Below are 12,032 nucleotides of genomic sequence, written 5' to 3'. Positions count from 1 at the left end.
CGTGAAATTCTTCTAAGTTGGGTTTTGTAGTCAACAGTTAATTGTCAGCGCTAAATAATTAAGTGCGATTGTCTAATTCGCAGGATCAATTTGGTTCAGCAGCCACCCCTAGCTGTCATAGCTATACTTGTAATTTTTGTTTCCCAAAGTCCTAATCTTGCTCACATAGCCATTAGCACTATAGATAAATTGCGTGGTTCGATTGAGGGGGTCTTGAATGTTCTTAAGTTGCCAGTACTAGTGAGTTGCAGCCGAGTTTTGTCCCAGTTGCATCTTTCATATCAATGACACTAGCCGAAACATAGGTATGTTCAACAGAGTTAGTTGCCATGAAAGAGATACCCTTTTATGTAAAAAAGCAATATCATAACAACGGTATTTTCTCTGATTATCAGTAAAATTTATATAAAAAAACTATGAAGAAAACTGATATCTATGTAGTTTTCCTGTATTTCCTTTGTTTTGATCCACTCCTGAAGCCAGCAATTGAACTGCAAATCAGCCAGTAGCTATACGAACGCACGCCATCAACAATTGTGCGAAAGGCTCTTGTTAATAACTTGTGGGTTGTTTAGCGATTGTGTGTGGGTTAGCAGACTAACCCACAGTCTATTCGTTGTGGAGAAACCGATTAATTGGGAGTATTCCAGGCTTTAATAGAGTAACTCCATCAGGGTTTGAGTTCGCACTTTAATCTTCTACTGATGACAACTTGATATCCATGTATGTGAAGTTAAATTTTAAACCAAGTCCTATTGCCCTAGTGCGAGGTTGAAAGCACGTAAGGACGTATTGACAAAATTTACTCGTCTTTTTACTTATCACCAATAATACTAAGTTAATTTGCGTATTTGTTATTTTGTTATCTCAAATAGGGATGCCATTACCTCGCAAGAAGGGTACACAGCACTGGCTCCCATAAGCCTGAATAAATAATGATTTGGTGAAATTGAGAAAATTTCGTTGCTTAGTTTTTGCTTACTTGTGCCTAAAACCTATAATTAAAGACTTGATAATTAGAGATAGGCATTGATTAAAGTCTATGTTAGGCGATTTCCGTCTACAACAGACACCTCCATTCACTAATCGGACTTTCAAGTTTTTGCGTACTCAAATATTTAAAAATCTAAATACTTAATACTTGAAAGTATTGCTTAAACTGGTATATTTGTAGCATCCAACTTTCAAGTTTTTGCGTACTCAAATATTTAAACTTTCAAATAATCAGAATTTTAAATACTTACAAATTGAGATGTCACCATGATTATTACAGTTGCCTCATTTAAAGGAGGCGTGGGCAAAACGACAACAGCAGTCCACCTGGCTACTTATTTACAAACTAAAGGAGAAACGCTTTTGATTGACGGCGACCCAAACCGCTCAGCTAGTGGTTGGTCAAAGCGAGGTGATTTACCTTTTAAGGTGATTGATGAAAGACAAGCTGCCAAATTTGCCAAAAATTACCAGCACATTGTCATCGATACCCAAGCACGACCGGAGCAGGAAGATTTGGAAGCACTAGCATCTGGGTGTGATTTGCTAATTCTTCCTACTACCCCTGATGCCTTATCACTTGATGCCCTCATGCAAACTGTCAATGTTCTTAAATTACTAGGCGCTGACCAATTTCGGGTTCTCATTACCCGCGTTCCACCTAAACCAAGACGGGATGGAGAGGAAGCAAGAGAGATGTTGACTGAGGCTGGATTACCCGTATTTAAAGGGAGTATCCGTGACGCAGTTGCTTTTCAAAAAGCGGCGTTAGCTGGTGTACCAGTTAACAAAGTTGCAGATCAACGGGCCAAGATGGCATGGCGGGATTACCAAGGTATAGGTCAAGAGGTGATGAAGTGAGTAAGTTTAAAGGTCTTTTAGATGCGGTTAAGAGTGGTGAAGCAGAGCCAGAACAACCTAGCCAGGAGTTAGAAACTCAAAAACCAGAGGCGCGACAGTTCCAAAATTTACAGCCCAAAACAGTTACTGAACCTCAAACTGAAGCAAAACGGGGACGACCAAAAGGCAAACGCTCTGACTCCAATTACGAACAGGTAACTGCTTACATCCGCAAAGACACACACACAGCAGTCAAAATTGAACTACTTAAAGAAAGTCAAAATGCTCAAAAGCAGGAGTTTAGCGAGTTAATTCAAGAACTTCTAGACGAGTGGCTGAAATCGCGTAGTTGAGTTTTTGCGTACTTAAAAATCTGAATACCCAAAAATCTGAATACTTAAATTGTCAAATGATCAAGGATGACGCAACAAGACTTTCCTTAAAAACCGAACTACTGCAACGAGTAGAAGTATTAGGGTTGCAGCAAGCCTTATTTCCATCAACAGAAGAATCAATAGATGAAATTGTGCGGCAGTTGGAGAGTCTCAATCCAACAGAACACCCACTTAATCCCAAGCATCTCCCTTTGCTACTTGGGGACTGGCAATTGTTGTACGCCTCCAGGGGTACAGTAGTTACACGCCCCCTTGCATCACTACCAAATTTTGGGGGAGGAATTAAAATCAAACGGGTGTGGCAAAAGTTGGTTGCAAGCGATGCCGGAAATATCTTGGCTTCTAACAGTGCCAATTTTGACTTACCACTGCTAGGAGAGTGGAAAGTGCAAGCTGATGGAGTATGGATATGGGCTACAGATGAGCAAACCGCCAAGGTAAGCTTTAGCTCATTTTCTGTACAAGCAACAAAACCCTTGGGGTTGTCGGGTTGGAATTTACCTGAGTTGAAAATCCCAGTCCTGGAATTCCTACGGAATGAGGCTGTATGGATAACTTCTTACTTAGACGAAGAAATGAGAGTAGGGCGAGGTGCAACTGGGAATTTGTTTGTGTTTCGGCGTGAGAATTATCTGTGAGTGATAGCTTTGTGGACTTTCTGGTAGACATGGGACACCCAACGCACTAGAAATACTACACCGTCATACCAATCACTTTGCAATTTCAGGTACGCAAAAAGCTGAAAGTTTGAATATTCAAAATGGTGGAGAATGTGGCAAAGCAGTGAGATTGCAACTTCTTTGTTTCCATTTTGAACGCACCCTAACTAAACTTCGCTACTCAATAATTTCGTCATATTGATTGGTGTCGTCTTCAGATAATTCTTTGATCTCTACCAACACATCCGCCAAAGTTTTTTCATCTAGCCACTGATGACGTTCTTTGGTGTAGTCTCCTTTACCGGGACTAAAATATTGAATAAACCGAATAGTATCGGCAATTCCCAAAGAATTGATTAAAGCATCGTAGCCCTGTTTGATAATTTCATTTTGGGTTTTCATCATTGCTTTCCTCGGCTTGTATTACGAATGCCAGCCATTGAACGGGATTATTAATCAAAACGTTAATTAATTGAGAGTTTTTTTGAGCTTTTTTGAAGAGTCTGTCATCTGTTGTGAGAAATACATCAGCCTGACTTCTTTCTGCGCTGGCGATGTGGGCGGCATCATAACTAGAGAATCCTAATTTTTGGAGTTCGGCGGCTCGATTTTCAATGAAGGCACTATTAATAACTTTGATTTTAGCAATGTCGAGTAGTTTTTTGACGTTTTGTAGTCTTTCTAAATTAGGTGTTTGGTTTAATTCGGCGATTAAAGCACTGCTGTTAATAAGTTTCCAAGTCGCTAATTGACATTGATTCAGAATTGTCAGAACTGCCTGTGCTTCTAAATAAATACGGGATTGTGTCTGGTCATCAAACGGACGATTCAAACAACAAGCGTCAAGATAGATTTTATATTGTTTGCTCATGGTGTTTAATCATCTGAATCCATATCTCGGCTTAACACTAAATCGAGTTTTGGGCGTGGTTGAGCAGAATTTGCCCCAGCTAAAGACAACTGTTGAGGAGATTTTACAAGAATTGGGGTAGTTATGAGATGCGGCTTTCAAAAACCTCAGACTAAGAAACTTAGTAATTAATTTCTTACCCAGGGTTGTCACAAGCTAAGTAATAGCAAGGTAATTGAGAGCCATTACTGCTCAGGCGTATTGCCCGGTCGTGGCTACTATAAGAATTTTTAGGATTTTCTGGTGATAGTATCAACATCAGCTTTTGGATTCACATTTGTTCTTTCTAATGGTACAAGACTAATAAATAAAAATCGTGCAAGTTAAGAATAGAGTAATAAAGATAGATTAAGGTGTTGTTTTTAATTGCACCGGCTCTACCTTTAAATCTGATATTTAATACAGGAAAGATTATCATGACACAGCAAAATGCTGCCCAACTTTTAAAGGCGGTGAAGGAAAATCAAGCATTAAAACAAAGACTAAAAGCAACAGAGAACCCAGAAGCCTTTATTAAGATTGCTCAAGAGAGTGGCTATGACTTCTCAAAGGAAGAACTAGAGAGAGAAATTAGCAAATTATCAGATGAAGATTTGGCAGCCATTATCAATCCAGGCTGGGGAACTAGACGACACATTCATCCTAGATAAGTGTAAACAAAATTCTGTAGAGAATTTCACTATAGATGCACATAGTAATTCTCCACTTTAATTAAACCGAATAATAGGCGAGCGTCTCTGACAAGTGTGCAAACAATCCGCAGCAAAGTCACCAATGACTGTACTGTGAAAGAGAGTGTTAAGACTAATCTACGAAGGTTAGTCAAGCGTCTGCTGCGGAAATATGATTATCTTTACTAATTAACACATGACAACTTCCGCAAGAAGTATTTTGTTTCTGAATGAATGTTTTCATTGATGCTACTCTCTAGCAGAGTATGATGAACGTTATTGGAAAGCTACATTATCTGTAAGCACTTATGCTTAATGAGACGGGTAGCGGGAGTTAGGTCTAGTCTGCGCCAATAAGATTTGCTCATGTTGCAGCTATCTCAACTGGCAACATCCTCTTGTTCACTTGTTGATTGAAGTTAATCAGGATAGCATATACCCCGATTAACAACAGGAAACTGAAAATGAGAATTTTTGTTCCAGGTCGTCTTTGTTTATTTGGAGAACACAGCGATTGGGCAGGAGAATATCGGCGGATTAACCCTAAGATCGAAAAGGGCTATACCTTAATTGTTGGTACTAATCAAGGAATTTATGCCGATATCAAACCTAATTCAACTGAGTTAATTATTCGTCCTTGTCTCAACGATGGTAGGCATTATGAACCGCTCAGATTACCTATGGAATCTCATACCCTTTTATGCGTGGCTCAAAAGGGCGGTTTTTTTAGTTATGCTGCTGGTACAGCTTATCAATTTCTTACTCATTATGGTGTTGGTGGACTTGAAGTTGATAATTATCTAACCGACTTACCCATCCAAAAGGGATTATCTTCAAGTGCTGCTTTTTGCGTTCTCATGGCGAGAGCATTTAATCGTCTGTACGACTTGAAGATGACAATTCGGGAAGAAATGGAGTTGGCATACCAAGGAGAAAGAACCACCCCTAGTCTTTGTGGTCGGATGGATCAGGCTTGTGCTTATGGAAATCGCCCAATCTTGATGATATTTGATGGGGAACAAATCAACATCAGAGAGCTTACAGTTAGCAAAGATTTGTTTTTTGTAATTGTGGATCTCGGAAGCAGCAAGGACACACAAGAAATACTCAGACGATTGAATGAGTGTTATCCAGTAGCTACTAATCCAATAGGGGAAAATGTTCAAAAATATTTGGGTTCCATTAGCGCGGAAATTACCCAAACGGCAGTTGAAGCCATACAACTCGGAGATGCCCAACTTCTTGGGGCTTTAATGACAAAAGCCCAAGCTGAATTTGATCAGTACGTAGTTCCGGCTTGTCCAGAAGAATTAACTGCAAAGAAGCTGCATCTCCTTCTAAATCACGAGCCTCTTTTTCCTTACATCTTTGGAGGAAAAGGCGTTGGTTCTCAGGGTGATGGTACTGCACAACTGATTGTTAACTCTCAAGAAAGTCAAACAAAAGCTATCGAAATTATTCAGCGCGATTTTCCACAAATGCAAGCGTTACAGTTAACTATTTCAAGATGACCCGTATGATTAAATTAACTGAAATAAAAGCATTAAGCTGCCCGTTGTAATTTCTAAGTTAATGGATATTAATCAACAAAAAGAACAATTTAGTATCACCTATGTTAGAGCCATCGCCGCCGTTGCAGGTTATTCTTTATATAGACCAGAAGTTGATAACGACAGCGTAGATTTAGGCATAGTTAGCAGAGGTGGCACAGGTAAAATCCTTTCTCCTAGACTAGAACTACAACTAAAATGTACAGCCAGAGAGATTCTTGAGGAAAACTATATTAAATATCCCCTCAATCTCAAAAATTATAATGATTTAAAAATCAATGCTCTTGTCCCTCGAATCTTAGTAGTTGTTTTAGTTCCCGAAAAAATAACAGATTGGATAAAACAAACAGAAGAAGAACTATGTCTTCGATATTGTGCTTACTGGATATCCTTGCGCGGGATGCCAGACACCGAAAACACAACCAATGTTACTATTGAAATACCCCGTAGTAATCAGTTGACACCTGATGCACTCCAAGCCATCATTCAACGTATTAGTTTTGGAGGATTGCCATGAAAGTTACTATTAAAGACAGTCAAATCCTCAAAACCGTTAACCCTGAAGTGATACAGGCACACTTGCAAGCAACAGGCTGGCACGAGACAGGACGTATTTATAATGATGCTGGTTCAATTTGGCGACTAAAAAAAGATGCGGCTCCTGAATATGAAATCTTACTACCTCTAGAACATAATTTAGGAGATTATGCTGAAAGAATCAGCGATATATTGAAAACATTATCAGCAGTAGAAAATCGTGACCAAGTTGATATATTAAGCGAATTTATTACTAATTATCCCAATTTCCATGTACAAGGTGTAGTCATGCAAATTGCTACTCCTTCTATTGATAAATTGAGTGGAGAGATTACTTTATTTGGGACAATTTTTGAGAGATTGCAAGAGATTAAAACCTCGCTTGCTGACCATGATTATATCTTAGCTATTAAAGCTTACCAGGAACGTTTACGGATTCACTGCACAGGTGATTTAGTCAAAGTTGACAATCATTTTCTTCTGAGAAATCCTCGAAATTTTCAAATTGACAATATCTAAATTTTTAGATATTTACTAAATAAGTTCTGATATTGAGTCACTCATCTGCTTTTGTAAACGCTGGCGGTTATCATCATATTTCAATACCGTCTGCACTTGGGCGTGTCTGCTGAATCGCTGGGTAGCACGATAGTTGCCATTATTGAGATCCAAAACTGTAGTAATCGCACTGTGGCGGATGCGATGGGGTGACATCTTCTTAGTAATTCCGGCTTCCTTACATAACCCATCCACCAATCGCCTCATTGCCTCCCCGGTTAATCTTGCTCCATTTTTGTGATAGGCCAGCACAGTAAAAAGCGGATTATCACCACGTTTTTTCTTACTTGCCTTAATCCAGTCGGCGATCGCCAATGCAGTTTTATCCGATAGGTCAAGAATATCCTTCTGGCTACCCTTGCCCTTACCCAGAATAAAAAGCGTTTTCTCCTTGGGGTTAAAATCACTCACATTTAAGTTGACTATCTCATTGCGGCGCAAGCCATTATCCCAAAGTAACCGCAGAATGGCATAGTCACGCTTGCCCTTAAGGGTGTTCTGGTCAACCAGTGCTATAACTTGGGCATAGTCAGTAGCGGAAATACCTGTAGTGTCCCGGTAGGTTTCGACCCTTTCACCTTTGACATCATCGACATGGAAATTGCAAACTCCCAGCCGTCGCCCCATCTCCACCATTGACTTGATAGCACTAAGGCGACGGTTCACCGTAGCTTCAGCCAGCTTTTTCTTGATCAGGTGCGCTTTGTACTTAAGAACCACAGCAACCGCGTGACGCTGTTCCAGGTGCAGAAACTCTAGAACTAAGTCGCGGCTGGGTTCTTTTTTGGCAACGAATAAGAAAAAATCTTTCAGGTCTTTCTGGTATTCGCGCTTGGTGTTGAGCGATCGCTTATCTCCAATCAACTGCCCAATTACATCGGGGTCATTCTCTAAAGAAAAGTCCTCGCCGATCGCTAACGCCAGTGAATTTTCTAGAACACTAAGATTTTCAGGGTGGATCGGTGTCATGGTTTTAGCAGGGGGGGCAGGGGAAGCAGGGGGAGCAGGGGAGGCAAGGGAGGTTTAACGCTTTATCAACCAAGGTGTTGGGTTGTTAATCATAGTCACCAAACCAGATAAAACGCGGTTGTAAGTACCATAAAGTTCTCTACCAATTTCAACATTTATGTAATTGCATTTAACAGCAAATTCAATCCAAGTCTGAGTTTCAGCCGCTTCAGCCTCACAATCATTCAGCTTGGCAACAAATGCCGCTTCGTATCGACGTTTTCGCCATGCTTCTGCAAAATTGGCACATACAGACCGCGACGACCGACGAATTTGGTCAGTCAGTGAATATCGTTCCTCAACAAGAAACTTTTTAGACACCTCAAATATTTTCATCGCAGCATCAAAAGCTGTTTGATAAACCCTTAAATCTTTGTGATTCTTAATTGCTTCTCTTTCCATCTCCCCTGCTCCCCTGCATCTCTGCACCTCTGCTTTCCATCTTAGTTGAATCAAGGTGTTTATTACTCTCAGTGGTGCGAAAAAATGTATTGTCGCACTATGTCCTGACACAGGTGAGGGAGGAGTTTGAAAAGTATTTGTCAGATAATTGACAATTGAAGAGGGTGATAGGGAGAAATTTTCTTCGATAAAAGTGTAAGGATTGACGAGTCAGTACGTGATCTGACGGTCAAAGAGCAGAGAGGTGACAGTAACGAACACCATCATCCATCTTTTGGGGTTAGGGTGTTCCAGGGTGTGTTGAGCAGAGGTAGGGATGACAATAGTTGATAGCAATACTGCTATCAAAATCGTCTGTACTTGCTTCTATACCCCTGGTTGATAAATCATTGCTATCAGTGAGTGATATCAATTTTGAGCAGCTGGCTCTGGCGACAGCTACCCTTGTTTTGGGCTTACTCAAGCCCATGTTTTTGCTTTGATCAAGCTATGAGATGACATTTATTCGTCTTCTGAAGAATCTTCATCCACCATCAAAACATAATCTCCCATCTGCGCTGCTAGGTGAAGAACAATTGGACGAGCTAAGGTGTCTTTGTATTGCAATGCCATCCGACGCAATTCATGCGTCAATACTGCCCAATGCCAAGGTTCATCTTTTGGTTGTATGCAAGCCACTACTAACTCAAGTATTGCAGGGTTTGACCAGTGGAGTTGAGGTTTATCCAATTTACTGAAATCTCGTTTTTCCTTTGGCATTGTATTAGACTTTTGCCCAATACTAAGAAATATACGTTCATTGCTGTTCGTATTAAATAGTCCCTCTGTCGCTACACTTATTTGTTCAAGTTCCAGCAAATTATCAAACAACTTCACCTTCTGTTTCTCTTGATCATGCAGAGCATACCATTCTGGAGTTTCTCCATCTTGGCGTACCCGAACTACGCGAAGTTTTGACATCATTTGAGGAGATTCAGTGCCAAAAACTATCCCATCTTGAGATATTTGTGTATCTTGTAGCCATGTCCAATACCTTCGGATATTTTGAGCATCACAGAGTAGTAATGTATCTTTACCCCTTAACTCTTTGGTTTGCAGCATTCGTTTGATAAATCCTTTTATCTCCTTTTTTAACTCGTTGTTATCTCCTGTAATAGATGTTCCTTTTGAGTTTATCTTTCTTAAAGCTTCATCGTAGGGTATCCAATCAGATAGACCGTTAAAAGTAGCTTCAATTGTTTGAGAGTCAGAACGCATTTTCACCATAACTGGGATGAGTTGTTGTTTCCCATGCGCGCTGGTTTTAGAAGTGCGATTAACCAACCATAAACCTACATAAGTAAGAGGTTCAGGAAGAATTGCTGATGGAATAACTATACGAGGTGGAGCTATCTGTACTCCCAGCGACCGGAGTAGGTCTAAAAAAGATGTTATGGCTTTCTGTGGTAGCTCTTCTTGTAATCTATTAATTTCATTCTGTTCGTGCCTGTTTAACTCTCTTCCTTTATCTTTTGCTGTCTTTTCATATTCCTTTTTTAATTCCTCATGTTCAGGGACAAGAAACTTAGATACCCTGTCAATTTTCTCTTGAACAAAGCCTAAGCGAATAGCTGCTAGGGGGTCTGTCCATTCAGGTTTCCAATGGTTTTCGCCATAAAGTTCAACTAATACCCCTACTTTCCCTGTGACAGGTTGCATTTGATTAACAGTTTTTGCTACTTCAGCTTTTCTACTCTTAATAGCTTCTTCTCGTTGTTTGGAAGTTGGTTTTTTTGTTTTATCTGTAGATAAAGCTAAACGTTCTGCTAATTTACCTATTTCTTGCGTGCGTATAGTTACAGTCAAATCTATATCTGGGAAATTATGAATACCCGTTGTCGCTGTCTTCAACCCCAGGCAATACCATATTGCTTTTATAAGTGCATCCCGTGTTGACTCATTAATATACCAAATTTCGATGGTTAGCTCTTTGCCAATACAGTTACGTATGGCTTCACAAAGTCTTTTACTCTCTGAGCGGAGTTTTTCTGTAAATTCTTCTAATAAATTATCGTATCTAATTTTAAATTCTTCATCTGTTTCATCTTCTTTTTTATGAAAAGTATTTCTCTCTGATTCCTGTTTTATTAAAAGTTTTTCGTACCTAGCTTTAAATTGCTCCTCGGAAACATTATATTTACTTTTAAGTTTATCTCTCTCTAATTCTTGTTTTTTTAAAAATTTATCGTACCTATCTTTAAATTGCTCCTCTGATTCCGCTTTTTTTATTTTTGGGATACCCATAGTCCAAGATGTACCATCAGGCTTGGGTAAATCAAATATTTGAGCAGATTGCTTAGTATTTATTTGATAATTAAACCGCTCATCTTCTATTAGTTCCCAATCATTTTTTAACAACAATGCTATTTGTTCAGCTAATTGACGACGGTTGGTTGGTGGCAATCCTTTACCTACTTTATGACCTGGAATTATCCCATCTTTGTAGGTAACACAAATGTTAGGAATATTTGAGAAATTAAGTGCTTGTGTGGGATTAGCTAAAATTTGCTCTGGGGTATATGGAAGCGGGTTGAATTGAGCTAATAACCCAGCTAAGTTATTATTCCACTTAGGCTCTCCTTTCCATACCAGTGGAGCGACTTGAAAGTATTCGGTATAACCGTAAGGATTTAATCCCTCACCCCATTGAAGCTTGGTACGAATATACACAGAACTAGCTTGCCCTGGTAGCAAACCAGTATCATTTCTACTGCACCACCGCCGGATACTCATATCACATTGCAGTTGAGGATATGGCTGGAATGGAACCGTTTGTACTTTCAAAGTCAGAACTATTGAGTAATAGTAAGTATGTTTGTTTTCTGTGTACGATAGCGGAGGCCAAGATATCAACTCTGCTCCTGCTCCTTCTATTGGCGCACAGCGATAGAACTGAATTGTTTCATCACTTAATTTGAACTTTAAGTTTGGGTCACTCAGTTGCGTTGCTAGAATATCAGGCAATAGGATAAATCCATCTGCATTTTCAGTAATATTGGCGGTTCCATTAGCATATTTTTTCCATAATTCCGTTTCTAGAGTCACCATTTCCCACTTGAAATTGTTAGGGTTCGACAGTTGCTGCATTACAGCTTGTCGTTGGTCAAAGGTTATCCCTTTCTTGCGCTTGTTTGGGTGTTCATCTGGAAACTCAGTATCTAGCCAATGAGAGAAAATTACTGATAATTTATCTATTGGAATTTCAACTAGACTATATAACCAATTTTTATCCCAAATTTTACCAATGTAAATTAAACCAGGGATACTTGCCCGTAGAGCTTCATTGAGTGATGTGATGGGAATACCAACTTTATCTTTAGGGCGGCTATCTCTCTCGGCTACAAGATTTTTTAATGAATCTTTGACTGTTTCTGGAAACTTCAGTGCATAAAAATTTTTAGCGGGTAAGTTGTGTTTGAGTCGGAAGGCACACAAGCGGACTTTGTTGTATTTAGGTGATGACATAAATC

At 39.6% G+C, this 12,032-nt stretch carries 13 protein-coding genes; 8 read left to right on the top strand and 5 right to left on the bottom strand.

The window, feature by feature from the left end; all coding sequences use genetic code 11:
- The first annotated feature begins 1,260 nt into the window (after positions 1 to 1,260).
- From FD725_RS31535 to FD725_RS31525, 3 genes are read left to right on the top strand one after another with little or no spacing between them, the layout of a single operon-like run.
- Complete coding sequence (locus FD725_RS31535) at positions 1,261 to 1,854, top strand: ParA family protein (RefSeq protein WP_179052106.1); 594 nt, start codon at positions 1,261 to 1,263, stop codon at positions 1,852 to 1,854.
- Positions 1,851 to 2,186 carry a hypothetical protein gene (locus tag FD725_RS31530; RefSeq protein WP_179052105.1) on the top strand — a complete coding sequence of 112 codons (336 nt, stop codon included), beginning with the start codon at positions 1,851 to 1,853 and terminating at the stop codon, positions 2,184 to 2,186. The genes FD725_RS31535 and FD725_RS31530 overlap by 4 nt, the downstream gene beginning before the upstream one ends.
- A gap of 56 nt (positions 2,187 to 2,242) precedes the next feature.
- Complete coding sequence (locus FD725_RS31525; protein ID WP_179052104.1) at positions 2,243 to 2,866, top strand: PAP/fibrillin family protein; 624 nt, start codon at positions 2,243 to 2,245, stop codon at positions 2,864 to 2,866.
- A gap of 198 nt (positions 2,867 to 3,064) precedes the next feature.
- Here the strand turns inward: FD725_RS31525 and FD725_RS31520 are convergent, their stop codons facing one another.
- Positions 3,065 to 3,289, bottom strand: a complete 225-nt coding sequence (locus FD725_RS31520; protein WP_179052112.1) for a hypothetical protein — start codon at positions 3,287 to 3,289, stop codon at positions 3,065 to 3,067.
- Complete coding sequence (locus FD725_RS31515) at positions 3,273 to 3,758, bottom strand: PIN domain-containing protein (protein ID WP_179052103.1); 486 nt, start codon at positions 3,756 to 3,758, stop codon at positions 3,273 to 3,275. Before FD725_RS31515 ends, FD725_RS31520 begins: the two co-directional genes overlap by 17 nt.
- A gap of 455 nt (positions 3,759 to 4,213) precedes the next feature.
- Between FD725_RS31515 and FD725_RS31510 the strand changes: the two genes are divergently transcribed.
- The 5 genes from FD725_RS31510 to FD725_RS31490 all read left to right on the top strand — a co-directional run bounded on the left by FD725_RS31510 (position 4,214) and on the right by FD725_RS31490 (position 7,074).
- Positions 4,214 to 4,447, top strand: coding sequence for a Nif11-like leader peptide family natural product precursor (locus tag FD725_RS31510; RefSeq protein ID WP_179052102.1), 234 nt, complete (start codon positions 4,214 to 4,216; stop codon positions 4,445 to 4,447).
- A 96-nt stretch (positions 4,448 to 4,543) separates the two neighbouring features.
- The gene (locus FD725_RS31505; protein WP_256872049.1) at positions 4,544 to 4,657 is read left to right on the top strand and encodes a type I restriction enzyme endonuclease domain-containing protein; all 114 of its coding nucleotides are present in this window, start codon (positions 4,544 to 4,546) and stop codon (positions 4,655 to 4,657) included.
- A 275-nt stretch (positions 4,658 to 4,932) separates the two neighbouring features.
- Positions 4,933 to 5,979 (top strand): mevalonate kinase, encoded by a 1,047-nt coding sequence (locus tag FD725_RS31500; protein ID WP_179052101.1) that lies wholly within the window; start codon positions 4,933 to 4,935, stop codon positions 5,977 to 5,979.
- 61 nt (positions 5,980 to 6,040) lie between these two features.
- The gene (locus FD725_RS31495; RefSeq protein WP_103140933.1) at positions 6,041 to 6,535 is read left to right on the top strand and encodes a DUF4365 domain-containing protein; all 495 of its coding nucleotides are present in this window, start codon (positions 6,041 to 6,043) and stop codon (positions 6,533 to 6,535) included.
- On the top strand, positions 6,532 to 7,074 hold the full coding sequence (locus FD725_RS31490; RefSeq protein ID WP_179052100.1) for a hypothetical protein: 543 nt from the start codon (positions 6,532 to 6,534) through the stop codon (positions 7,072 to 7,074). Before FD725_RS31495 ends, FD725_RS31490 begins: the two co-directional genes overlap by 4 nt.
- A gap of 15 nt (positions 7,075 to 7,089) precedes the next feature.
- Here the strand turns inward: FD725_RS31490 and FD725_RS31485 are convergent, their stop codons facing one another.
- The 3 genes from FD725_RS31485 to FD725_RS31475 all read right to left on the bottom strand — a co-directional run bounded on the left by FD725_RS31485 (position 7,090) and on the right by FD725_RS31475 (position 12,027).
- On the bottom strand, positions 7,090 to 8,082 hold the full coding sequence (locus tag FD725_RS31485; RefSeq protein ID WP_179052099.1) for a tyrosine-type recombinase/integrase: 993 nt from the start codon (positions 8,080 to 8,082) through the stop codon (positions 7,090 to 7,092).
- A 54-nt stretch (positions 8,083 to 8,136) separates the two neighbouring features.
- Positions 8,137 to 8,523 carry a four helix bundle protein gene (locus FD725_RS31480; RefSeq protein ID WP_179052098.1) on the bottom strand — a complete coding sequence of 129 codons (387 nt, stop codon included), beginning with the start codon at positions 8,521 to 8,523 and terminating at the stop codon, positions 8,137 to 8,139.
- Positions 8,524 to 9,024: 501 nt separating this feature from the next.
- The gene (locus tag FD725_RS31475) at positions 9,025 to 12,027 is read right to left on the bottom strand and encodes a pPIWI_RE module domain-containing protein (protein WP_179052097.1); all 3,003 of its coding nucleotides are present in this window, start codon (positions 12,025 to 12,027) and stop codon (positions 9,025 to 9,027) included.
- Positions 12,028 to 12,032: the final 5 nt, after the last annotated feature.

Origin of the sequence: Nostoc sp. TCL26-01 (assembly GCF_013393945.1) — a bacterium.
Classification (GTDB): domain Bacteria; phylum Cyanobacteriota; class Cyanobacteriia; order Cyanobacteriales; family Nostocaceae; genus Trichormus.
The sequence above is the reverse complement of the archived record's forward strand: the minus strand, read 5'-3'. Positions and strand labels throughout refer to the sequence as shown.